Genomic DNA, 23,362 nt, shown 5'->3' on the forward strand with positions numbered 1-23,362 from the left:
CACGCAAGGCCGAGTATACGCGCTTACGCGGGCGGCGTCGACAGAAGGTTCGGCCGCCCACGTGCGCGCAGGGTCTAGGTACCGCTGCCACCGGCCGAGCCGCTGCCTTTCTCGGTCTTGTCCAGGCGCTCGAGCACCTTGCTGGTGATGGCGATGCATTCCTTGGTGTCGCCTTTGGCCTGGGCGGCCTTGGCTTGGTCTACATGCTCGGTGATGGCCTTGTCCAGGCCTTCGGAAGTGGCGCCAGCGGTGGCCATGCTGTCGTCGATCTTCTGCAGGTTCATGGCGCACAGGTCGTCGGCGGCGAACACAGGCGAGGCCAGCAGGGTGGCGGCCGCGAACAGGGCGGATAGCGCAGTGCCTTTCATGGGAGTCTCCTTGTGAGGCCTCGGGAAGGTGGGCCTGATCGGTGGACTGCGTGGGTTTGGGCGGGGTTCCATTGGGTTTGGTGCCGTTGAATCGCGGGGCAAGCCCGCTCCCACGGTCCCAAGGTTTTGAGATGTGCAGAAATAAAAAACCCCGGCACGGGGCCGGGGCTTTTTCATCACGCTAACGCGATCACTCCTGGTTGGCCAGTTTGTGCTCGAGGTAGTGGATGTTGACGCCGCCTTTGCAGAAACCTTCATCACGCACCAAGTCACGGTGCAGCGGGATGTTGGTCTTGATGCCGTCGACGACGATCTCGTCCAGGGCATTGCGCATGCGCGCCATGGCTTCGTCGCGGTCCTTGCCGTAGGTGATCAGCTTGCCGATCAACGAATCATAGTTCGGCGGAACCGAGTAGCCGCTGTACAGGTGCGAATCGACGCGCACGCCGTTGCCGCCCGGGGCGTGGAAGTGCTTCACCTTGCCTGGGCTCGGGATGAACTTCTTCGGGTCTTCGGCGTTGATCCGGCACTCCAGCGAGTGACCGCGAATCACCACGTCTTCCTGGCGGAACGACAGCTTGTTGCCAGCGGCGATGCTCAGCATCTCCTTGACGATGTCGATGCCGGTGACCATCTCCGAGACCGGGTGCTCGACCTGGACGCGGGTGTTCATCTCGATGAAGTAGAAGCGGCCGTTCTCGTACAGGAACTCGAAGGTACCGGCACCGCGGTAGCCGATCTCGATGCAGGCGTCGACGCAACGCTTGAAGACTTCCTGACGGGCCTTCTCGTCGATGCCCGGGGCCGGGGCTTCTTCCAGGACTTTCTGGTGACGGCGCTGCAGCGAGCAGTCACGGTCGCCCAGGTGCACGGCGTTGCCCTGGCCGTCGGACAGCACCTGCACTTCCACGTGACGTGGGTTGGTCAGGAACTTCTCCAGGTAGACCATCGGGTTGCCGAACGCGGCACCGGCTTCGGTGCGGGTCAGCTTGGCCGAGGCGATCAGGTCCTCTTCCTTGTGCACCACGCGCATGCCGCGACCACCGCCGCCACCGGCGGCCTTGATGATCACCGGGTAGCCGACGTCACGGGCGATTGCCAGGGCAACCTCTTCGTCCTCCGGCAGCGGGCCGTCGGAACCTGGCACGGTCGGTACGCCCGACTTGATCATCGCGTCCTTGGCCGACACCTTGTCGCCCATCAGGCGGATGGTATCGGCTTTCGGGCCGATGAAGGCGAAGCCGGATTTTTCCACCTGCTCGGCGAAATCGGCGTTTTCCGCGAGGAAGCCGTAGCCCGGGTGGATGGCGGTGGCGCCTGTCACTTCGGCGGCGGCGATGATCGCCGGAATGTGCAGGTACGAATCCTTGGACGATGCAGGGCCGATGCAGACCGACTCGTCTGCCAGGCCCAGGTGCATCAGTTCACGGTCGGCCGTGGAGTGCACGGCGACGGTCTTGATGCCCAGCTCTTTGCAGGCACGCAGGATCCGCAGGGCAATTTCCCCACGGTTGGCGATCAGGACTTTTTCAAGCTTCCCAGACATCGTTGGTTCTCCGCGAATCAAACGATGGTGAACAGCGGCTGGTCGTACTCAACCGGCTGGCCGTCTTCCACCAGGATGGCGTCGATCACACCGCCGATCTCGGCTTCGATGTGGTTCATCATTTTCATGGCTTCGACGATGCACAGGGTGTCGCCTTTCTTCACGGCCTGGCCGACTTCGGCGAAGTTGGCCGAGGTTGGCGAAGGCTTGCGATAGAAGGTGCCGACCATTGGCGAACGAACAACGGTGCCTTTCAGGGCAGGCGCGGCGGCGGCGGCTTCAGCGGCCGGGGCGGCGGCGGCAACAGGTGCTGCGGCGGCAACCGGAGCGGCCATCGGTGCCGGAGCGGCGAAGTACTGGGCGCCGGCCGGGGTCTTGCTGTGGCGGCTGATGCGAACGGACTCTTCGCCTTCCTTGATCTCCAGTTCGTCGATGCCAGACTCTTCCAGCAGTTCGATCAGCTTCTTGACTTTACGGATATCCATTAATCATCAACTCCCAAGGTTCGGTCGGGGACGTATTTTTAAAACGTGTCTAAAACGTTTCTTCATGAGCCTCGGCCTGAAGGGCCAAGGCCTTGTGTCATCAGGGCTGTGCGTTGGCAGCCAGGTGTTCCAGCGCGGACTCCAGGGCCAGCCGGTAACCGGTGGCACCGAGGCCGCAGATCACCCCTACGGCAACATCGGAAAAGTAGGAGTGGTGGCGGAACGGTTCACGCTTGTGCACGTTCGAGAGGTGCACTTCGATGAATGGGATGCTCACCGCAAGCAATGCGTCACGTAATGCGACGCTTGTGTGGGTGAAAGCGGCCGGATTGATCAGGATGAAGTCCACGCCTTCGTTGCGCGCGGCATGGATGCGGTCGATCAATTCGTATTCGGCATTGCTCTGCAGGTATTGCAGATGGTGGCCGGCGGCGCGGGCGCGTTGCTCCAGGTCCTGATTGATCTGGGCCAGGGTGGCGGCGCCGTAGTGGCCCGGTTCGCGGGTCCCGAGCAGGTTCAGGTTGGGGCCGTGCAGCACCAGTAGCGTTGCCATCTGCGATTCCTTGGTTTTGTAGGGCAATTCGACATAGCGCGGCGACTATGCCGCAAGCGGCGCTGAGTGTCCAGTTCCCGGCAATAGCCAGCACGATGTCCGAGATTCGCGCAAAGTATGTGACCAGATGATTAAGTCTGGTCACTGCTGCGGGGTTTTTTCACTGGACGCGGGAAGTTATAGCCCGAGTTGGCCGCGCACGCGCGTCAATACCTGGGCGAAATCGCCGGCGTTTATCTCGCCGATGACCCGATCGGTGGTCATTTCGCTGCCGTTCGCGGCAAAGAACATCAGCGCGGGAGGGCCGAACAACCGGTAGCGGTCGAGCAGGGCGCGTTGTTGCGCGTTGCTCTCGGTGATGTCGAAGCGCAGTAGGCGGAAGGCGCCCAGTTGCGGCTGGACCTGCGGCGCGTTGAGCACTTCGTGCTCGATCACCTTGCAGCTGATGCACCAGTCGGCGTACCAGTCGAGCAGCACTGGCTGGCCAGCGGCTTTGGCCTCGGCCAGGGCGGCGTCGAGGGCAGCGGGGCTGGTGATGGTCTGCCAGGCGTCGGCCTTGGCCGCTACGGGGCTGCCGGCCACGGTGGGTGGCGGCAGCGGACGCAGCGGGTCGCCCTGGCCACTCAGGGCGCCATACCAGCAGGCCAGGGCATACACCAGCAGCGCCAGGCCCAGCAGTTGCGCCAGGCGCTGGCGCGGGGTCTTGACCACGAACTCCAGGGCGCCGAGGAACAGCGCCACGCCGGCGGCCAGCAGGCCGACCAGCAGCAGGGTGGCTGGCCCCGGCAGCACGCGGCTGAGCAGGCCGATGGCCAGGCCCAGCAGCAATACGCCGATGGCGTTCTTCACCGTATTCATCCACGGCCCGCTCTTCGGCAGCCAGGCTGCGCCGCCGGTGGCCACCAGCAGCAACGGCGCGCCCATGCCCAGGCCCAGGGCGAAGAGTTTCAGCGCGCCGCCCAGGGCGTCGCCGCTGGCGCTGATATACAGCAAGGCGCCGGCCAGCGGCGCCGACACGCAGGGCGAGACCAGCAGGCTGGACAGCACGCCGAGCACAGCCGCGCCGAGCAGCGAGCCGCCCTTGGTGCGGTGGGCGAGGTTGTCCAGGCGGCTGCTCAGGGCCTGCGGCAGCTTGATGTCGAACAGGCCGAACATGGCCAGGGCGAACAGCACGAAGAACGCGGCGAACGGCACCAGCACCCAGGCCGACTGCAGACGTGCCTGCAGGTTCAGGCCGGCGCCGAACAGGCCCATCAGCGCACCGAGCACGGCGAAGCTCGCCGCCATCGGCAGCACATAGGCCAGCGACAGCGACAGCCCACGCAGGCCGCCGACCTGGCCGCGCAGGACCACGCCGGAGAGGATCGGCAGCATCGGCAGCACGCAGGGGGTGAAGGTCAGGCCGACCCCGGCGAGGAAGAACAGCAGCAGCGATTTCCAGGTCCAGCCCTGCTCGACGGTTGCCGGCAGCGGGGCGCCTTGGCCGTCGATGCTCAGTCGCGCGGTTTCCGGCGGATAGCACAGGCCCTTGTCGGCGCAGCCCTGGTAGCCCACCAGCAGGGTGAAGGCGCGCGGGTCGTTGCGCGGCAGCTCGATGTCGAGCACGCCGTGGTACACCTCGACATCGCCGAAGAACTCGTCGTGCTTGGCCTCGCCCTTGGGGATGTTCGGCGCGCCCAGGCGGATGTCCGCGGGTTCGGTGCGGAACTGGAAGCGGTGGCGGTAGAGGTAGTAGCCGTCGGTGGCGACGAAGCGCAGTTTGACGGTCTGGGCGTCGGCCTGGACCAGGCTGAGCTTGAAGGCTTCGTGCACGGGCAGGAAGTCAGCGCTGTTGGAGGCGGCGCCGAGGGTGGCGCTGGGGCGGTTGTCGAGCAGGCCCGTGGCGAAGACGGGGCTGGCCAGCAGCAGGAGCAGCAGGAAAAACAGGCGGCGCATGGCGGACTCGCGAGGTGGAACGTGGCGGGCATGATAGCGGAGTTGGCCGAAATTGGGGCCGCTGCGCGGCCCATCGCGACACAAGGCCGCTCCTAGAGGGTTCGCGTCCCTCTGCCATCAAGCAGGGGTTAGAGCCTGAACGCCCGCACCGCCGTATTCAACTCGCCCCCCAGCTTGAGCAACTGCTCGCCCTGCTCACGCCCTTCGCCAATGCGCTGCAGGTTGTCCTCGCCCAGCTCATGAATCCGTTCGCTGTGGTCGCGGATCTCGCTCACCGCCCCGGTTTGCTGCGCGGTCACATCGGCGATCCGCACCGCCGTGTCGGCAATGGTGCGGATGGCACTGACGATCGCGTCCAGCGCGCCATCGGCCGACTGCGCCTGGTTGGCCGTGGCCTCGGCGTGTTCCAGCTGGGTGCGCATGCCGTCCACCGAACTGCGGGCGGCCTGCTGCAGGCGGTCGATCAGCGCCTGGATCTCGCCGGTGGCGCCGGTGGTGCGCTGGGCCAGCGAGCGCACTTCATCCGCGACCACGGCGAAGCCACGGCCCATCTCGCCGGCCCGGGCCGCTTCGATGGCGGCATTGAGGGCCAGCAGGTTGGTCTGTTCGGCAATCGCCCGGATCACCGTGAGCACGCCACCGATGGTCGCCGACTCTTCCGCCAGTTGCTCGATCATCCGCGCGTTGCCCTGCACCTCGTCGACCAGCGAACGCAGGCCGGAAAGGCTCTGGCCGATCACCGTCTGGCCCTGCTCCACGGCCCGGCCAGCATCGCGGCTGGCCTCGGCGGCGGCGCTGGCATCGCCGGCCACCTGCTGGATGGTCGCCTCCAGCTCGCCCAGGGCGTCGCGGATCTGCGCCGTGTCGCCGGCCTGGCGCTCGGCGCCGTCGTGCAGGGCGCTGCTCATACCGGCCAGGGCATGGCTGCTGCCGGCCACCTGCTCGGCGTTGTGGCGGATGGTACCGACCAGTTCCACCAGGTACTGGCGCAGGCGGTTCAGCGACTCCTGGATATCGTGCAGCTCGCGGTTGGTGCGGCCCAGGGCGATGGCCTGGGCGAAATCGCCCTCGGCCCAGCGCGACAATGCCGGGGCCAGGCTGGTCAGGGTGCGTGCCAGGCGGCGCTGCAGGGTGTCGATCAGCAGGGCGATCAGCAGGATCAGGCCGATCATCAGGCCCTGGATCAGGCGCACTTCGCCGGCGATGGTGGCGTGCAGGCCGCGCACCTCGGGCTCGAGGCCGGCGATGGCCTGCTGCACCGCTTCCAGGCGCTCGCCGGTGCTGGCGGCCAGGGCGGCGCGGCGCTCGATCTGTTCGCGGGTGCGCTGCAATTCGCCGGGGTAGCGGCCGAGCAGGCTGTGCAGCTCGCGCTTCAGGCCCACGGCGACGTCTTCCTGCTGGCTGCTGGCCTGGGATTCCAGGCCCATCATCGCGGCGAAGTCGTCGGCGTTGGACTCGGCGGCGCGGGTCACCCCCAGCAGCGGCAGGTCATCGATGGCCTGGGCCTGGGCGGTGATCAGTTGCAGTTCGCGCTCCACCTCGGCGGCCAGTTCGGCGCGGCCGCTGCTGACCAGCTTGTCCCGGGCCAGGGACAGCCGGCCCAGGTGCACGGAGGCCTCCAGCAGCGGCGTCAGGTAGCGGCCGGCGTCGCTGCTGGCGCTGTCGCGGGCGTAGCTGGCCAGTTGTTCGAGGTTCGCCCCCAGCTCCCGCTCGGCTTGCAGCAGCAGGGCCTGGGGATCGCCGGCCAACTTGCCGGCGGCGAGCAGTTCGTTGGCGGTGAAGCCCTGCAGGCTGTCCAGGCTCGGGCGCAGCTTGGCCGACAAAGGCTCTGGCCAGTCGGCCAGTGCCGCCTGCAACTGAGTGTTGGCCTCCATGGCCGCCGCGTGGCGCAGGGCGTCGCCGCTGCCCAGGTAGGCCTGGATGTTGCGCGCGGCATCGTTCTGGAACTGCTGTGACAGGCCCAGGTAGCGCTCCATCAGTTGATAGGGACGTTCCAGGGCGCGTTGCGACCACCACAGGGTCGCGCCCAGGGCAATACACACGGTCACCAGCAACAGGGTGTTGAAATTGGTCAGCCACTTCAGGCGCATAGCCGCGAACTTCCTGCGGAGGGGAGTGGAGAAGTCGGCCCTGAAGTTATTGCGATTTTGTGACGGGGTGATGACGACGGAGGGCTGGCGCCATAAAAAAGTGGCACAGTGCCGGTATTGGCTTCTGCTGTGGTTTTCCTGCGCCGGCCTCTGTCCGGCAAGCCGGCTCCCACAGGGGGCTAAGGCTCGACCCGCACCACGCAGTTGCGTCCGGCATGCTTGGCGCGGTACAGCGCTTCGTCCGCGGCGCTGGCCATGGTCAGCGCGTCGAGCTGCTCGTCCAGCTGCACCACCCCGGCGCTGAAGGTGCACTGCAGGTCGTGGGGCTGGGCCGGGTAATGGATCTCGGCAAAACGTCGACGGATTTCGTCGAGCACCTTGTGCGCCGCGTCCAGTCCGGTATTGGGCATGACGATGGCGAACTCCTCGCCGCCGTAGCGGCCGATGAAGTCGGTCTTGCGCAGGCGCTGCTTGAGGAACAGCGCCAGGCTCTTGATCACCCGGTCGCCCATGGGGTGGCCGTGGCGGTCGTTGATTTTCTTGAAGTGGTCGATATCGAGCATGGCGAAACTCAGCGGCTGCGCTTCGCGGCGGGCGCGGAAGCTGCAGTCCTCGAGCAGCTGCAGGATATGGGTGTGGTTGTACAGCCCGGTGAGGCTGTCGCGGACCATCCGCGCCTTGAGGTGGCGAGCGCGGGCGGCACGGTTGCGCACGGTGGTCACCAGGTGCCGCGAGCGGATCGGCTTGGTGAGGAAGTCGTCGCCGCCTTCGCTCATGGCGTCGAGCTGCTTGTCCAGGTCGTCCTCGGCCGACAGGTAGATGATTGGCACGCTGACGTAGCGGTCATTGTGGCGGATCACCTTGGCCAGCTCAGGGCCGGTGCACTCGGGCATGTACATATCGAGGATGATCAGGTCGGGCTGGAAGTCGGCCAGCTCGCTCATGGTGCGGATCGGCTCGGTCAGGGTGCGGGTGATGATCCCGGCGCTGTTGAGCAGGCGCTCGGTATGCAGGGCCTGGGCGCGGGAGTCGTCGATCACCAGCACGCGGAACGGGTCGTACTGGGTGGCGCTGGTCAACAGCTCGAGCTTCTCCAGCAGGCTGGAGGCGTCCAGGGTGCCGGTGAGGAACTCCTGGCCGCCGGCGCGCACGGCGGCCAGGCGGGTCGGGGTGTCGGTCTCGTGCAAGCAGAAGAACAGCAGCGGCACCGGCTGCTCCAGCCCCTGCTGGGCTTGGGCCGCCAGCTGCAGGCCGACGCCGGCGCCAGTGAAGTCCACATCCATGACGATGGCCGAGGGCAGGCGCTCGCTCATCGACGCCTGGAACGCCTCGGCGCTGCACAGCGCCTGCACGCTCAGGCCGAAGAACTCCAGCTGCTGGGCCAGGCGCTCGGCGCGTTCATGGTCCTGCAGGACGATGTACACCGGCTTGCGCAGTGGCGGCAGGGGCACGTTGTCGAGCTGGTCGCCCTTGCGCAGGCCGGTGCGCGACAGGCGCTGCATCAGGCGGTTGAGTTCGCTGATCAGTTCGGAATTGAGCCGCGCGCTGTTGGCCTCGATGGCGCGCAGGGTCTGGCCGATGGCCGTCGACAGGCTGCCGTGCTCGGGCTGCTCGAAGCGTTCGGCGTAGCGCTGCAGACGCAGGTTGGCCTCGCACAGCTCGCCCAGGTCGCCGCTGGACCACTCGCCACGCTGCAGGCGCTGCCAGATCTCGAGGATCTGCCGGGCCTGGTGGATCACCCGCTGGGCAAAATGCTGCTTGAGGCGTTCGTGGCTCGGCTCGGCTGGCTGGGTCATGTCCTGACTACTTATGAGTGGGAGGGCGCAGGTTCAATGATGGCTCTATGCTAGCACCCCTTTTCCGACAAGCGAGTGCCTGGGGTCAACAAAGTGCTCAAGGACCGTCATTCAGTTGCCGACCCGATGGTCGCTTATACGAATGGCGGCGTCTGCTTTATAGTGCTGGCATGCGGGCTTGTCGTGGCACCCTGGCCGAGGCCTGTGGTCCAAGCCCTGAACCGTTCGTGACTGATTAAGGACAATGCCATGCTGGATTGGAAAAACCGCGAGGCCAAGGCCGAGCCCCGTGAGCGGGTCGAAACCCGCGGCGCTGCCACCCATAGCTACCTTGGCGGCCTCTGGAGCCGTGCCCTGGGGACCCTGATCGGCCTCTACCTGCTGGTGTGCATCGGCCTGGGCTGGTACTGGAGCCAGGAGCCCGAGCTGTTCCCGGTGCAGCAGAACGCCCAGGCCGCCGCCGAGCGCAACGGCCAGCAGATGGTCATCGGCTACACCACCGTCGAGACTCTCAAGACCGTCGCCGGCACTTTGCTCGACAAGCCGGGCGGCTATATTTCCAACGACCGCTTCCCGCCGGGGCTGTGGATGGACAACATGCCGAGCTGGGAGTACGGCGTGCTGGTCCAGGTGCGCGACCTGTCCCGTGCCCTGCGCAAGGACTTCGCCCGCTCCCAGTCGCAGTCGACCGAGGACGCCGACCTGGCCAAGGCCGAGCCGCGTTTCAACTTCGACAACAAGAGCTGGATCCTGCCGTCGAGCGAGTCGGAGTTCGAAGAGGGCATCAAGTCGCTGAACCGTTACCAGACCCGTCTGGCCAAGGGTGACCAGGGCGCGATCTTCTACACCCGCGCCGACAACCTGAACAACTGGCTGGGCGACGTGGCCACCCGCCTGGGCTCGCTGTCCCAGCGCCTGTCGGCCAGCGTCGGCCGGGTCAAGCTGAACAACACCCTGAAGACCGAGGCCGTGGCCCCTGGCCAGGCGCCGCAGGTCGACGAAGAAGTGGTCGAGACCCCGTGGCTGCAGATCGACAACGTGTTCTACGAAGCCCGCGGCCAGGCCTGGGCGCTGTCGCACCTGCTGCGCGCCATCGAGGTCGACTTCGCCGACGTGCTGGCGAAGAAGAACGCCACGGTCAGCGTGCGGCAGATCATCCGCGAGCTGGAAGCCTCGCAGGAAGCGCTGTGGAGCCCGATGGTGCTCAACGGCAGCGGCTTTGGCGTGTGGGCCAACCACTCGCTGGTGATGGCCAACTACATCTCCCGGGCCAACGCCGCGGTCATCGACCTGCGCCAACTGCTGTCCCAGGGCTGATATGCCGGTCAATCCTGCCGAGGTCGCGCACCGCGCGGCCTCCGACGCCGAACTGGTGGCGTGGGTCGACGAGCATGACCAACTGCTCGGCGCCCTGCCACGGGCCGAGCTGCGTGAGCGCGGCCTGATCGGGCGCTGCACGTTCATCCTGCTGTTCAACGGTGCCGGCGAGCTGTGTGTGCACCGGCGCACACTGAGCAAGGCGTTGTATCCCGGGTACTGGGATGTGGCGGCCGGCGGCATGGTGGGGGGGCAGGAGTCCTACGCCGACTCGGCGGCCCGGGAGCTGGCCGAGGAGCTGGGGGTGAGCGGCGTCGAGTTGCGTTTTCACGAGACGTTCTACTTCGAGCAGCCGGGCAACCGCCTGTGGTGCGCGGTGTATTCGGCGGTGTGGGACGGGGCGCTGCGCTTGCAGCCCGAGGAGGTCATCGAGGCGCGGTTCATCAGCGTCGAGCAGGCCCAGGCCGAAAGCGCGCAGCGACCGTATTGCCCGGACTCGCTGGTGGCGTTGCAGCGGTACCAGGCTGGCCTGATCTGATGGACTGCGCTGCCCCTGGGGAGCGCCCGGAGTCGCGAAAGGGCCCCAGTGGCCGGAAGGTCGCAAAACTTTCGTAAAATGGCGCAATCCTGTACTTAGCAACAGCCAGATTTATCGTTACACTGCGCGCCCTTTTCGGGCTGTCGCATGACCTTGCGGCAGTAGCGCCGCCCCTGCCAGAGTGGGGCTTCGCGGTCGGCTCCCGCCGACCAGTTTTTGTCCTCAGCACCGAGGAACAAAAGTGGCCAAGAAAGCTTCTTCCCTCGCCGCCCTTGGCGGTCTCGTATATTCCACCGATGCCGGTCGGCACTGTCCCGACTGTGGCCAGCCGGTGGACGCTTGTGTCTGCAAGCAGCAGGTCATCCCCGAAGGCGACGGCATTGCCCGTGTGCGCCGTGAAAGCAAAGGCCGTGGCGGCAAGACCGTGACCACCATCACCGGTGTGCCGCTGGCGCTGGAGCCGCTCAAGGAACTTGCCAGCACGCTCAAGCGTCGCTGTGGCACCGGCGGTGCGCTCAAGGACGGCGTCATCGAAATCCAGGGCGACCACGTCGAGCTGTTGCTCGCCGAGCTGATCAAGCAGGGCTTCAAGGCGAAGAAATCCGGCGGCTAAGTGCCGCCGCGCGATTTTTTGCCCAGTGCTTTCTAAACTCGTTCCGGTGGCCAGGGTCTATGCCTGGACACGGAAGAATCGTCATTTTCAGTATCTACACTGCCTGCGCCCTTAGCGGGGCCGTGTTATCGACTTTTCATACAGGGGACTTGAATGTCCGTACGACGCACACGCAAAGACGATGGTAGCCAGTGGACCGTGGCCGACAGCCGCAGTGTTTATGGCATCCGCCATTGGGGCGCTGGTTATTTCGCCATCAATGAAGCCGGGCGCGTCGAAGTGCGCCCCAACGGCCCGGACAGCGCGCCGATCGACCTGTTCGAGCAGGTCCAGGAGCTGCGCCAGAGCGGTCTGTCGCTGCCGCTGCTGGTGCGTTTCCCCGACATCCTGCAGGACCGCGTGCGCCAGCTGACCGGCGCCTTCGACGCCAACATCGCGCGCCTGGAGTACCAGAGCCAGTACACCGCGCTGTACCCGATCAAGGTCAACCAGCAGGAAGCGGTGGTCGAGAACATCATCGCCACCCAGAACGTCTCCATCGGCCTGGAAGCCGGCTCCAAGCCCGAGCTGCTGGCGGTGCTGGCGCTGGCGCCGAAGGGCGGCACCATCGTCTGCAACGGCTACAAGGACCGCGAGTTCATCCGCCTGGCGCTGATGGGCCAGAAGCTCGGCCACAACGTGTTCATCGTCATCGAGAAGGAATCCGAGGTCGCCCTGGTGATCGAGGAAGCCGCGGAGCTGAAGGTCAAGCCACAGGTCGGCCTGCGCGTGCGCCTGTCGTCGCTGGCCTCGAGCAAGTGGGCCGACACCGGGGGCGAGAAGTCCAAGTTCGGCCTGTCCGCCGCCCAGCTGATTTCGGTGGTGCAGCGCTTCCGTGACGCCGGGCTCGACCAGGGCATCCGCCTGCTGCACTTCCACATGGGGTCGCAGATCGCCAATCTGGCCGACTACCAGCACGGCTTCAAGGAAGCCATCCGCTACTACGGCGAGCTGCGCGCCCTGGGCCTGCCGGTCGATCACATCGACGTTGGCGGCGGCCTGGGCGTGGACTACGACGGCACCCACTCGCGCAACGCCAGCTCGATCAACTACGACATGGACGACTACGCCGGCGTGGTGGTCGGGATGCTCAAGGAGTTCTGCGACGCGCAGGGCCTGCCGCACCCGCACATCTTCTCCGAGAGCGGCCGCTCGCTGACCGCGCACCACGCCATGCTGGTGATCCAGGTGACCGACGTCGAGAGCCACAACGACGAGATGCCGACCATCGAGAACAAGGAGTCGCTGCCCGAGACCGTGCAGTGGCTGGCCGACCTGCTCGGCCCCACCGACATCGAGATGGTCACCGAGACCTACTGGCGTGCCACCCACTACATGGGCGACGTGGCCGCGCAGTACGCCGACGGCAAGCTGACCCTGGCTGAAAAAGCCCTGGCCGAGCAGTGCTACTTCGCCGTGTGCCGCCGCCTGCACAACTCGCTCAAGGCCCGCCAGCGCTCGCACCGCCAGGTGCTGGACGAGCTGAACGACAAGCTGGCCGACAAGTACATCTGCAATTTCTCGGTGTTCCAGAGCTTGCCGGACACCTGGGCCATCGGCCAGGTGCTGCCGATCATCCCGCTGCACCGTCTGGACGAAGAGCCGCTGCGCCGCGCCGTGCTGCAGGATTTGACCTGCGACTCCGACGGCAAGATCAACCAGTACGTCGACGAGCAGAGCATCGAGACCAGCATGCCGGTGCACGCGGTCAAGGAAGGCGAGGACTACCTGCTGGGCGTGTTCCTGGTGGGCGCGTACCAGGAAATCCTCGGCGACATGCACAACCTGTTTGGTGACACCGACTCGGTGAACATCTACCAGAACGCCGACGGTAGCGTGTACCACGCCGGCATCGAGACCCACGACACCATCGAGGACATGCTGCGCTACGTGCACCTGTCGCCGGAGGAGTTGATGACCCACTACCGCGACAAGGTGGCCAGCGCACGGATCACCGCGCGCGAGCGCACGCAGTTCCTTGATGCGTTGCGGCTTGGGTTGACCCGGTCTTCGTACTTGTCTTCGTAAGCTGGGGCCCGCGTTGCGGGCCTTTCGCGACACAAGGCCGCTCCCACAGGTATTGCAATTCCTTATGGAATCCCGGTACCTGTGGGAGCGGCCTTGTGTCGCGAAATGAGGGCGAAGCCCTCACCGAAGTCACATCGAGAAATGATCCAGTAGCTGTCCACCTTGCCACCACGGCTAACTTTGAATGCAATGTTCAAAGGAGCACGACATGGATAGCCCACACTCCCATCTTCTACGTCGAGGACGAGTTTCCGAGCCTGGGCGCCACTATTTGCTGACAACCACTACCCGCGACCGCAAACCGCTGTTCGCTGATTTCAATCTCGCCCGAGTCGTGGTCAACCAGATGCGCCTTTGTGATCAGAAACATGCTTGTCGCACCTTGGCTTGGGTCCTGATGCCTGACCATGTGCATTGGCTTGTCGAGCTTGGGCACATCCACCTGAGCACACTGATGTGTGCGTTCAAATCTCGCAGCAGCAATGCGCTATACCGCGAGGGTGTCGAACGGCGGCACATCTGGCAGACCGGTTATCACGACCGGGCCTTGCGGCGGGAAGAGGATGTCAAAGCGGTTGCCCGGTACATTGTTGCCAATCCCATTCGTGCAGGGTTGGCCAAGCGTGCCGGCGAGTATTCACATTGGGATTGTGTGTGGCTGTAACCCCGCAGGTAAGGGCTTCGCCCTCATTTCGCGACACAAGGCCGCTCCTACAGATGACCGCGATCCCTGTGGGAGCGGCCTTGTGTCGCGAAAGGGGCGCAAAGCGCCCCCTGCTTCACCGAACCCAACGATCCCGTTGCTGTAACCGCCACCCCACCCACCCCAGCGTCACCGCCCTCAGCGCCATGAACAGCAAGAAGGACAACCACAACCCATGGTTGCCGAACCCACGCATGACAACCGCCACAGGCAACGCGATCACCACCGACACCAGCATCGCATTGCGCATCTCTCGCGCCCGGGTGGCGCCGATGAACAGCCCATCCAGCAGATAACTCCACACCGCCACCAACGGCAGCACCGCCAGATAAGGCAAGTACGGATACGCCGCCTCGCGCACACTGGCGATATCGGTCTGCAGGTCGATGAACAGATGGCCGCCCAGCAGGAACAGCACCGCAAACCCCAGGCTGACGATCAACGACCACCCGCAGGCCACCGCAAGCGCCCGCTTCAGGGCATCGCGATCACGGGCGCCGATGGCGTGCCCACACAGCGCCTCGACCGCATGGGCCAGGCCATCGAGGGCGTAGGCGGTGAGCATCAGCCCGTTGAGCAGCAAGGCATTGGCCGCCACCGTCGCTTCACCCAGCCGTGCACCCTGCACGGTCAACAGCAGGAAAACCAGCTGCAGCGCCAGGCTGCGCAGGAAGATATCGCGGTTCACCGCCAGCAAGGGCCGCCAGGCCTGCCAGCGCTTCAGCGCGGCCCAGGCGATATGCCCGGGGTAGGCGCGCAGCGCCGGGCGGGTGAGGGCCAGGCCGAGCAGGGCGGCGCACCACTCGGCGATCACCGAGGCCCGTGCCGAGCCGACCACGCCCCAGTCCAGGCCGAGCACGAACCACAGGTTCAGGGCGATGTTCAGCAGGTTGGTGGTCAGCAGGATCGCCAGCGGCGCCCGGGCGTTCTGCGTGCCGAGGAACCAGCCAACCAGGGCGTAGCTGGCCAGCGCCGCCGGCAGGCCGAGCAGGCGCGTATGGAAGAATGCCTCGGTGGAGGCATGCAGCGCCTCGCTGGGCTGCATCGCGTGCAGCGCCAACTGGCTGAAGGGCAGGGCGAGCAGGCCGATCAGCAGGGCGAAGGCCAGTGCCAGCAGCAGCCCCTGCACCAGCACTTGACGCAGCGCGGCGCCGTCGGCGCGGCCGGCGGCCTGGGCGGCGAAGCCGGTGGAGCCCATGCGCAGGAAGCCCATCAGGCCGACCATGAAGGTGAACAGCGTGGCGCCCACGGCCACCGCGCCCAGCTGGTGGGCGTGGGGCAGGTGGCCGATCACCGTGCTGTCGACCAGCGCCACCAGCGGCACCGAGATGTTGGACAGGATCATCGGCGCGGCCAGGGCCCAGACCTTGTGGTGGGTGGGGCGGTCGCGCCAGGCGGTGGACAGTGAAGACATGCGAATCCTTCGTTGCAGGGCCGCTTCGCGCCCCCTTGCAAGATCAAATACGCCATTGTACCGACCAGGCAACCAATCGGCGCGAACAGGGTCTCACTTGCCGCGCATCGCCAGGTAAGCCCTGCGGCGTTGCGCTATAGTTGCCTCCCTCACGTACACGCTGCCGAAGAGTCCCCTCTCAAATGCTTAACAAAGGATTGTTGCTGGCCTGCGCGCTGGCCCTGCTCAGTGCCTGTGATTCTTCCACGTCGGACAAGCCATCGGCCCCCGCCGATGCCGCCACCGCCGTTGCGCCCGCCGAAACCAAGGCGGCCAAGCGCGAAGACCCGGCGCTGCTCGCCAAGCGCTACGCTGGCCGCGAGCTGACTGTGCTGGACGTCTCGGAAGTCCAGCTCGACGGTGCCAGCACCCTGTCGGTCAGCGTTTCCGCGCCGCTGGACGCCAACCAGGACTTTGCCGCCAAGCTGCACCTGGTCGACACCGTAAAGGGCAAGGTCGACGGTGCCTGGGAACTCTCCGACAACCAGATGGAACTGCGCCTGCGCCACCTGGAGCCGCAGCGCAAGATGGTCCTGACCATCGACAAGGGCCTGCTCTCGGTCAACGGCAACCAGCTTGAAGCCGAATCGGTCAGCCGTTTCGAGACCCGCGACATGCAGCCCACCGTGGGCTTCGCCAGCCGTGGTTCGCTGCTGCCCACGCGCCTGGCCGAAGGCCTGCCGGTGATCGCCCTGAACGTCGACAAGGTCGATGTCGAGTTTTTCCGCATCAAGCCGGACATGCTTTCCAGCTTCCTGGTCAACTGGGGCCGCAATTCCAGCCTCTACTACTACCAGTCCAAGGAAACCCTGGAGATGGCCGAGCTGGTCTACAGCGGCCGCTTCGACCTCAACCCCGCGCGCAACACCCGCGAGACCGTGCTGCTGCCGATCGCCGGAATCAAGCCGCTGCAGGAGCCGGGCGTGTACCTGGCGGTGATGCGCGCCTCGGGCACCTATGACTATTCGCAGCCGGCGACCCTGTTCACCCTGAGCGACATCGGCGTCTCCGCGCACCGCTACCGCGACCGCCTGGACGTGTTCGCCCAGGCACTGGAAGGTGGCAAGGCGCTCAAGGACGTCACCCTCGAACTGCACGACGACAAGGGCAAGCTGCTGGCCCAGGCCAAGACCGACGGCGACGGCCATGCCCAGCTGCCGATCACCGCCAAGGCCGACACCCTGATCGCCACCCAGGGCGTGCACACCACTCTCCTGCGCCTGAACACCGCGGCCCTGGACCTGGCCGAGTTCGACATCACCGGCCCCCAGGCCAACCCGCTGCAGTTCTTCATCTTCGGTCCGCGCGACCTCTACCGCCCGGGCGAGACTGTGCTGCTCAACGGCCTGCTGCGTGACCAGGACGGCAAGCCGGTCAAGGCCCAGCCGGTGAATGTGGAAGTGCGCCGTCCGGACGAACAGGTCAGCCGCAAGTTCGTCTGGGAGGCCGACAAGAACGGCCTGTTCCAGTACCAGTTGCAACTGGCCACCGAGGCCCCGACCGGCCGCTGGCAACTGCTGCTGGACCTGGGCGGTGGTCGCAAGCAGGTCTACGAATTCCTCGTCGAGGACTTCCTCCCCGAGCGCCTGGCGCTGGAGCTCAAGGGCAGCAGCACGCCGCTGGCGCCGGATGAGACTGCCACCATCCAGGTCAATGGCCGTTACCTCTACGGTGCGCCGGCCGCGGGCAACCGCCTCAGCGGCCAGGCTTACGTGCGCCCGCTGCGCGAAGCGGTGAAGGCGCTGCCGGGCTACCAGTTCGGCGCGGTCACCGAGACCGACCTGAACCAGGACCTGGAGCTGGACGAAGTCACCCTCGACCAGAACGGCAAGGCCCGCATCGATATCGAAAGCCGCTGGGCCGAAGCCCGCTCGCCACTGCAACTGACTGTGCAGGCCAGCCTGCAGGAGTCCGGCGGCCGGCCGATCACCCGGCGCCTGGAGCAGCCGATCTGGCCCGCCGACCGCCTGCCGGGCCTGCGCGGCCTGTTCGACGGCGAAGAGACCGACGGTGACGGCCCGGTGGAATTCGAGTTCCTGGTGGCCGACCGCGAAGGCAAGAAGCTGGCCGCCGACAACCTGAAGGTGCGCCTGATCCGCGAGCGCCGCGACTACTACTGGAACTACTCGCAGAGCGACGGCTGGAGCTACAACTACAACGAGAAATTCCTCACCCAGGCCGAGGAGACCGTCAGCGTGAAGGCCGGCTCCACCGCCAAGCTGAATTTCCAGGTGGAGTGGGGCCCGTACCGCGTCGAGGTGGAAGATCCGCAGACCGGCCTGGTCTCCAGCGCGCGCTTCTGGGCCGGCTACCGTGCCCAGGACAACGCCGAAGGCGGCGCGGTGCGCCCCGACCAGGTCAAGATCGCCCTGGACAAGCCGGCCTACAAGGACGGCGGTACCGCCAAGGTCACCGTCACCCCGCCGGCCGCCGGCAGCGGCTACCTGATGATCGAATCCGCCGACGGCCCGCTGTGGTGGCAGGAAATCGACGTGCCCGCCGAGGGCAAGACCTTCGACGTCGAGCTGGACAAGAAGTGGGCGCGCCACGACCTGTACATCAGCGCCCTGGTGATCCGCCCGGGCGAGCGCAAGGCCAATGCCACGCCGAAACGCGCCGTGGGTGTGCTGCACCTGCCGCTGGACCGCGCCGAGCGCAAGCTGGCCGTGTCGCTGCAGGCGCCGGAGAAAATGCGACCCAAGCAACCGCTGACCGTGAAGTTCAAGGCGGTCAACGCCGACGGCAGCGTGCCGAAGCAGGTGCATGTGCTGCTGTCAGCCGTGGATGTGGGCATCCTCAACATCACCGACTTCAAGACCCCCGACCCGTTCGCCAGCCTGTTCGGCCGCAAGGCCTATGGCGCCGACCAGCTGGACATCTACGGCCAGCTGATCGAGGCCGGCCAGGGCCGCCTGGCCAGCCTCGCCTTCGGTGGTGACGCCGCCATGGCCAAGGGCGGCAAGCGGCCGAACACCACAGTGACCATCGTTGCCCAGCAAAGCTTGCCAGTGACCCTCGACGAGAAAGGCGAAGGCCAGGCCACCGTCGATATCCCCGACTTCAACGGTGAACTGCGCTTGATGGCCCAGGCCTGGACCGAGGAACACTTCGGCATGGCCGAAGGCAAGACCGTGGTCGCCGCGCCGCTGATCGCCGAGCTGTCCGCGCCGCGTTTCCTCGCCGGTGGTGACCGCACCCGGCTGGCGCTGGACCTGGCCAACCTGTCCGGCCGCGACCAGCAACTGAGCGTGCAACTGATCGCCGAAGGCCAGCTGAGCCTGGTCGGTGGTGCCCAGCAGAATTTCACCCTGGCCGAAGGCCAGCGCACCACCCTGATGATCCCAGTGCAGGCCCAGGGCGGCCTGGGGCAGGGCAAGGTGCGGGTGCAGGTCAATGGCCTGCAGCTGCCGGGCGAGCCGGCCAACACCTTCGAGCGCGAGTGGACCCTCGGTGTGCGCCCGGCCTACCCGGCGATGCTCAAGCACTACCGCGTGGCCCTCAAGGACCAGCCCTGGAGCCTGCCGGAGAGCGACCTGGCCGAGTTCGAACCGGCGGGCCTCGAGGCCAGCCTTGCACTGTCGAGCCGCCCGCCGCTCAACCTGGGCGAGCAGATCCGCGCCCTGGAAGCTTACCCCTACGGCTGCCTGGAGCAGACCACCAGTGGCTTGTACCCGTCGCTGTACGCCGATGCCGACAGCCTCAAGCGCCTGGGCATCAAGGGCGAGCCGGCCGATGTGCGCAAGCGCAAGATCGAGATGGGCATCGAGCACCTGCTGGGCATGCAGCGCTACAACGGCAGCTTCGGCCTATGGAGCTCGGACAGCGAGGAGGAGTACTGGCTGACCGCCTACGTCACCGACTTCCTGCTGCGCGCCCGTGAGCAAGGCTACGGTGTACCCGCCGAAGTGCTGAAGAAGGCCAGCGAGCGCCTGCTGCGGTATGTGCAGGAGCGCAACCTGATCGAAGTCGACTACAGCCAGAACGCCGACCACACCCGGTTCGCCGTGCAGGCCTACGCTGGCCTGGTGCTGGCGCGGAGCCAACAGGCGCCGCTGGGCGCCCTGCGCAGCCTGTTTGAACGCCGCGCCGACGCCCGCTCCGGCCTGCCGCTGGTGCAACTGGCGGTGGCGCTGGACAAGATGGGCGACAAGCAGCGTTCGCAGCAGGCATTGCAGGCAGGCCTGGCCGTGACTCGCAGCAAAGGCTGGATGGCCGACTACGGCAGTGCCCTGCGTGACCAGGCGCTGATCCTCGCCCTGCTGCAGGAGAACAACCTCGCCGGCAACCAGGTCGACCAGCGTCTGTTCGGCCTGTCCGACGAGCTGGCCGCCAATCGCTGGCTGTCCACCCAGGAGCGCAACGCGCTGTTCCTCGCCGGCCGTGGCCTGCTGGGCAAACCGGAAGGCAACTGGAAAGCTCGCCTGGACAGCGCCGGTGAAGTGCGCGAGTTCGACAACAACGACTCGGGCATGAAACTCGAAGGCCCGCTGCTGGCCTCGCCGTTGACCGTGCAGAACCAGGGCGGCGACACCCTGTACCAGCAGCTGACCCTGTCCGGCTACCCGCGCCAGGCCCCGGCCGCCAGCGGCAACGGCATGGAGATCCGCCGCGAGTACCTGGGCATGAACGGCCAGGCGCTGGATGTACGCAACCTGCGCAGCGGTGACCTGGTGCTGGTGCACCTGGCGCTCAAGGCGCAGGATCAGGTGCCGGATGCCCTGGTGGTCGACCTGCTGCCGGCGGGCCTGGAGCTGGAGAACCAGAACCTGGCGCAGAGCGCCGCCAGCCTGGACAACGCCAGCAGCGCGGTGAAGCAGTGGCGCGAGTCGATGCAGAATGCCAGCGTGGTGCACCAGGAGTACCGTGACGACCGCTACGTGGCTGCGCTCAAGCTCGACAGCTACGGCACCACCCACCTGCTGTACCTGGCACGTGCCGTGACCCCGGGCAGCTACCGCATCCCGCCGCCGCAGGTGGAGTCGATGTACCGGCCGAACCTGCAGGCGATCGGCGACAGCCAGGGTGAAATGGTGGTACGCGCCCGCTAGGCAACGCAGGAAGCGACTCGTGGGAGCGGGCTTGCCCCGCGATAGAGTCAGGTCAGGCAGCAATGCCGACCGTACGGACGCCATCGCGGGGCAAGCCCGCTCCCACGAGGTTCAGTGAACGACCCAACTCAACACCCACAACCCCAGCAATGCCCAGATGATCCCGAGGATGATCGACGCCCGCATGAACGCGCGTATCGCCGAGTACAGCAGCATCAGGCCGACGATCAGCGCCAGGATGCTGACCAGCGAGGTGTCCATGCCCAGCGTGCGCGCCAGGCCATCGATGAAATTGCCGCCGGCGTTGGCCAGCAGGTTGAACAACCCGCTCAGGCCGTCGACGATGAAACGGATCACCGAACCCAGTACCTGGCCCAGCCACTCGAAAAAACCTTCTACATGCATAGTCGCTTCCTGATCAACGAATCGGCGATTCCCAGCCTTTGGCCATCACCTGGCCCGGTCGGTTCCCGATGCCAAGCTTAGCGCGCCCAGGTCTGCTCAAGCTGCTGCGGCGTGTCGCCGCCTCCGTGCTGGTGGTCATGGCCCTGCTGTGGCTGGCCGACCGCGTCTGGCCGTTGCCCATGCCGGGCGACGACCTGGCGCGGGTGGTGCTGGCCGAGGACGGCACGCCGCTGTGGCGCTTCGCCGATGCTGACGGCGTGTGGCGCTACCCGGTCAGCCCGGACGAAGTCTCGCCGCTGTACCTTGAAGCCTTGCTCGCCTACGAGGACCGCTGGTTCTATCACCACCCCGGGGTCAACCCCATGGCCCTGGCCCGGGCGGCCTGGCTCAACCTGCGCGGCGGGCGGGTGGTGTCCGGCGGCAGCACCCTGTCGATGCAGGTGGCGCGCCTGCTCGATCCGCACGACCGCACCCTGGCCGGCAAGCTGCGCCAGTTGTGGCGCACGGCGCAGCTGGAGTGGCACCTGTCCAAGGCCGAGATCCTGCAGCTCTATCTCAATCGGGCGCCGTTCGGCGGTACCTTGCAGGGCGTGGCCGCGGCCAGCTGGGCCTACCTGGGCAAGTCGCCGAAACACCTGACACCGGCCGAGGCCGCGCTGCTCGCCGTGCTGCCCCAGGCGCCGAGCCGCCTGCGTCCGGACCGTCATCCCGAGCGTGCCCAGCGCGCCCGGGACAAGGTGCTACAACGCCTGGCCGAGTACCAGGTGTGGCCGGCCCAACGCATCGATGAGGCCCGCGAAGAGCCGCTGCTGCTGGCGCCGCGCCAGGAACCGGCACTGGCGCCCTTGCTGGCCCGGCGGCTGAACACGCCGGACAGCCCGCCGCTGATCCGCACCACTATCGACGCCGCCCTGCAACGACGCCTCGAAGACCTGCTGATGGGCTGGCGCGCGCGCCTGCCCGAGCGCACCTCGGCGGCGCTGCTGGTGGTGGAAACCCAGAGCATGGCGGTGCGCGCCTATCTCGGTTCCATCGACCTGGGCGACGAGCGTCGCTTCGGCCATGTGGACATGATCCACGCCCTGCGCTCGCCCGGCTCGACCCTCAAGCCATTCCTCTATGCCATGGCCATGGACGACGGCCTGATCCATTCCGAATCGTTGCTGCAGGATGTGCCCCGGCGCTATGGCGACTACCGCCCCGGCAACTTCTCCATGGGCTTCAGCGGCCCGGTGTCGGCCAGCTCGGCGCTGGCGCTGTCGCTCAACCTGCCGGCGGTGCAACTGCTCGAGGCCTACGGGCCGAAACGTTTCGCCGCGCAGATGCGCATGGGCGGCATGCCGCTGGTGCTGCCACCGCTGGCCGAGCCGAACCTGTCGTTGATTCTGGGTGGCGCGGGCAGCCGGCTGGAGGATCTGGTCGGTGGCTACGCCGCGCTCGGCCGTGGCGGCAACAGCGCGAAGATTCGCCTGCAGCCCCAGGACCCGCTGGTGGAGCGCCGCCTGTTGTCGCCGGGCTCGGCCTGGATCACCCGGCGTATCCTCAGCGGCCTGGCCCGGCCGGACCGCGACCCTCATGCCGAACTGGTGCAGCGTCCGCAACTGGCCTGGAAGACTGGCACCAGCTACGGCTTTCGCGATGCCTGGTCGGTGGGGGTCGGTCCGCGCTACTTGATCGGCGTATGGATCGGCCGTCCCGATGGCACCCCGGTGCCGGGCCAGTTCGGCCTGGCCTCGGCGGCGCCGCTGATGCTGCAGGTGCACGACCTGCTGAGCAATCGCGACAGCCAGCGCGGCATCGAGGTGCCGGTCGAGCCTGTGCCCGCCTCGGTAGGCGTGGCGGCCATCTGTTGGCCCCTGGGCCAGCCGATGAACCGCCAGGACACCAACTGCCGCCGCCAGCGCTTTGCCTGGACCCTGGACGGCACCACCCCGCCGACCTTGCTGGCGGCCGACCAGCCCCTGGGTCTGGGCTTGCGCGAGACGGTGTGGCTCAACGACCAGGGACTGCGCGTCGATGCCGCTTGCCCCGGGGCCAAGGCCCACGACGTCGCCTTGTGGCCGGCCCCGCTGGAACCCTGGCTGCCAAGGGCCGAGCGCCGCGCCGCGCGGTTGCCCGCGGTGGACCCGGCCTGCCCGCCACAGCAGGTGGTCAGCGCGCCGCCGCTGTCGATCGTCGGCGTGCGCGCCGGCGACAACCTGCGCCGCCCGGCCACCAGTCACGAGCCGTTGCAACTGCGGGTGTCGGCCCTGGGCGGCGCGGGGCGGCGCTGGTGGTTCCTTAATGGTCAGCCGCTGGGCGAAACCCAGGGGCAGGACAGCTTGCCGGTGCGTTTCGAACAGGCGGGCAGCATCGAGTTGAGTGCGTTGGATGAAAGTGGCGAGACGGCGCGGGTGGCGTTTCAGGTCAGCGAGTAATCCTGCTGGGGCGAAAGGGCCGCAACGC

At 66.7% G+C, this 23,362-nt stretch carries 16 protein-coding genes; 7 read left to right on the forward strand and 9 right to left on the reverse strand.

Annotated elements, in window-relative coordinates; translation table 11 throughout:
* Positions 1-74: 74 nt before the first annotated feature.
* The 7 genes from AC25MA_RS14150 to AC25MA_RS14180 form a co-directional block, all read right to left on the reverse strand.
* Entirely contained in the window at positions 75-368 is a 294-nt protein-coding gene (locus AC25MA_RS14150; protein WP_028691200.1) for a hypothetical protein, read from the reverse strand.
* Between the two features lie 190 nt (positions 369-558).
* The gene (accC, locus tag AC25MA_RS14155; RefSeq protein WP_028691199.1) at positions 559-1,914 is read right to left on the reverse strand and encodes an acetyl-CoA carboxylase biotin carboxylase subunit; all 1,356 of its coding nucleotides are present in this window, start codon (positions 1,912-1,914) and stop codon (positions 559-561) included.
* 17 nt (positions 1,915-1,931) lie between these two features.
* Positions 1,932-2,399, reverse strand: a complete 468-nt coding sequence (accB, locus tag AC25MA_RS14160; RefSeq protein ID WP_028691198.1) for an acetyl-CoA carboxylase biotin carboxyl carrier protein — start codon at positions 2,397-2,399, stop codon at positions 1,932-1,934.
* A gap of 100 nt (positions 2,400-2,499) precedes the next feature.
* A complete protein-coding gene (gene aroQ / locus AC25MA_RS14165) occupies positions 2,500-2,952 on the reverse strand; it encodes a type II 3-dehydroquinate dehydratase (RefSeq protein WP_011535870.1) in 453 nt (150 codons plus the stop codon).
* A gap of 177 nt (positions 2,953-3,129) precedes the next feature.
* Positions 3,130-4,887 (reverse strand): protein-disulfide reductase DsbD, encoded by a 1,758-nt coding sequence (locus AC25MA_RS14170; protein ID WP_486972128.1) that lies wholly within the window; start codon positions 4,885-4,887, stop codon positions 3,130-3,132.
* A 128-nt stretch (positions 4,888-5,015) separates the two neighbouring features.
* Entirely contained in the window at positions 5,016-6,977 is a 1,962-nt protein-coding gene (locus AC25MA_RS14175) for a methyl-accepting chemotaxis protein (protein ID WP_182322400.1), read from the reverse strand.
* Between the two features lie 179 nt (positions 6,978-7,156).
* Entirely contained in the window at positions 7,157-8,773 is a 1,617-nt protein-coding gene (locus tag AC25MA_RS14180; RefSeq protein ID WP_028691195.1) for a diguanylate cyclase, read from the reverse strand.
* Positions 8,774-9,022: 249 nt separating this feature from the next.
* Between AC25MA_RS14180 and AC25MA_RS14185 the strand changes: the two genes are divergently transcribed.
* From AC25MA_RS14185 to AC25MA_RS14205, 5 genes are all read left to right on the forward strand, one after another.
* A complete protein-coding gene (locus tag AC25MA_RS14185; protein WP_486972129.1) occupies positions 9,023-10,090 on the forward strand; it encodes a DUF2333 family protein in 1,068 nt (355 codons plus the stop codon).
* A 1-nt stretch (position 10,091) separates the two neighbouring features.
* Positions 10,092-10,628: an NUDIX hydrolase gene (locus tag AC25MA_RS14190; protein WP_028691193.1), complete on the forward strand. Its 537-nt coding sequence runs from the start codon at positions 10,092-10,094 to the stop codon at positions 10,626-10,628.
* A 241-nt stretch (positions 10,629-10,869) separates the two neighbouring features.
* The gene (locus AC25MA_RS14195) at positions 10,870-11,241 is read left to right on the forward strand and encodes a translation initiation factor Sui1 (RefSeq protein WP_062572770.1); all 372 of its coding nucleotides are present in this window, start codon (positions 10,870-10,872) and stop codon (positions 11,239-11,241) included.
* Positions 11,242-11,394: 153 nt separating this feature from the next.
* Positions 11,395-13,308 (forward strand): arginine decarboxylase, encoded by a 1,914-nt coding sequence (gene speA, locus AC25MA_RS14200; RefSeq protein ID WP_028691191.1) that lies wholly within the window; start codon positions 11,395-11,397, stop codon positions 13,306-13,308.
* A gap of 208 nt (positions 13,309-13,516) precedes the next feature.
* Positions 13,517-13,972, forward strand: coding sequence for an REP-associated tyrosine transposase (locus AC25MA_RS14205; RefSeq protein WP_236179087.1), 456 nt, complete (start codon positions 13,517-13,519; stop codon positions 13,970-13,972).
* 115 nt (positions 13,973-14,087) lie between these two features.
* Here AC25MA_RS14205 and AC25MA_RS14210 read toward each other — a convergent pair whose 3' ends face one another.
* Positions 14,088-15,425 carry an MATE family efflux transporter gene (locus tag AC25MA_RS14210; protein WP_088852537.1) on the reverse strand — a complete coding sequence of 446 codons (1,338 nt, stop codon included), beginning with the start codon at positions 15,423-15,425 and terminating at the stop codon, positions 14,088-14,090.
* A 182-nt stretch (positions 15,426-15,607) separates the two neighbouring features.
* Here AC25MA_RS14210 and AC25MA_RS14215 point away from each other — a divergent pair, with 182 nt between their 5' ends.
* Positions 15,608-20,512 (forward strand): alpha-2-macroglobulin family protein, encoded by a 4,905-nt coding sequence (locus tag AC25MA_RS14215; protein ID WP_486972130.1) that lies wholly within the window; start codon positions 15,608-15,610, stop codon positions 20,510-20,512.
* A 111-nt stretch (positions 20,513-20,623) separates the two neighbouring features.
* On the opposite strand, the gene AC25MA_RS14220 is transcribed toward AC25MA_RS14215, so the two are convergent.
* On the reverse strand, positions 20,624-20,917 hold the full coding sequence (locus tag AC25MA_RS14220; RefSeq protein ID WP_028691188.1) for a hypothetical protein: 294 nt from the start codon (positions 20,915-20,917) through the stop codon (positions 20,624-20,626).
* 68 nt (positions 20,918-20,985) lie between these two features.
* On the opposite strand from AC25MA_RS14220, the gene pbpC reads away from it, so the two are divergent.
* Positions 20,986-23,334, forward strand: coding sequence for a peptidoglycan glycosyltransferase PbpC (gene pbpC / locus AC25MA_RS14225; protein WP_486972131.1), 2,349 nt, complete (start codon positions 20,986-20,988; stop codon positions 23,332-23,334).
* The last annotated feature ends 28 nt before the right edge of the window (positions 23,335-23,362 follow it).

Source organism: Pseudomonas sp. P65(2024) (assembly GCF_057480955.1).

Bases quoted from the DNA above. Each gene is read 5' to 3' on its own strand.
- AC25MA_RS14150 (WP_028691200.1), bottom strand. From the start codon at position 368: ATGAAAGGCACTGCGCTATCCGCCCTGTTCGCGGCCGCCACCCTGCTG.
- accC (WP_028691199.1), bottom strand. From the start codon at position 1,914: ATGTCTGGGAAGCTTGAAAAAGTCCTGATCGCCAACCGTGGGGAAATT.
- accB (WP_028691198.1), bottom strand. From the start codon at position 2,399: ATGGATATCCGTAAAGTCAAGAAGCTGATCGAACTGCTGGAAGAGTCT.
- aroQ (WP_011535870.1), bottom strand. From the start codon at position 2,952: ATGGCAACGCTACTGGTGCTGCACGGCCCCAACCTGAACCTGCTCGGG.
- AC25MA_RS14170 (WP_486972128.1), bottom strand. From the start codon at position 4,887: ATGCGCCGCCTGTTTTTCCTGCTGCTCCTGCTGCTGGCCAGCCCCGTC.
- AC25MA_RS14175 (WP_182322400.1), bottom strand. From the start codon at position 6,977: ATGCGCCTGAAGTGGCTGACCAATTTCAACACCCTGTTGCTGGTGACC.
- AC25MA_RS14180 (WP_028691195.1), bottom strand. From the start codon at position 8,773: ATGACCCAGCCAGCCGAGCCGAGCCACGAACGCCTCAAGCAGCATTTT.
- AC25MA_RS14185 (WP_486972129.1), top strand. From the start codon at position 9,023: ATGCTGGATTGGAAAAACCGCGAGGCCAAGGCCGAGCCCCGTGAGCGG.
- AC25MA_RS14190 (WP_028691193.1), top strand. From the start codon at position 10,092: ATGCCGGTCAATCCTGCCGAGGTCGCGCACCGCGCGGCCTCCGACGCC.
- speA (WP_028691191.1), top strand. From the start codon at position 11,395: ATGTCCGTACGACGCACACGCAAAGACGATGGTAGCCAGTGGACCGTG.
- AC25MA_RS14205 (WP_236179087.1), top strand. From the start codon at position 13,517: ATGGATAGCCCACACTCCCATCTTCTACGTCGAGGACGAGTTTCCGAG.
- AC25MA_RS14210 (WP_088852537.1), bottom strand. From the start codon at position 15,425: ATGTCTTCACTGTCCACCGCCTGGCGCGACCGCCCCACCCACCACAAG.
- AC25MA_RS14215 (WP_486972130.1), top strand. From the start codon at position 15,608: ATGCTTAACAAAGGATTGTTGCTGGCCTGCGCGCTGGCCCTGCTCAGT.
- AC25MA_RS14220 (WP_028691188.1), bottom strand. From the start codon at position 20,917: ATGCATGTAGAAGGTTTTTTCGAGTGGCTGGGCCAGGTACTGGGTTCG.
- pbpC (WP_486972131.1), top strand. From the start codon at position 20,986: ATGCCAAGCTTAGCGCGCCCAGGTCTGCTCAAGCTGCTGCGGCGTGTC.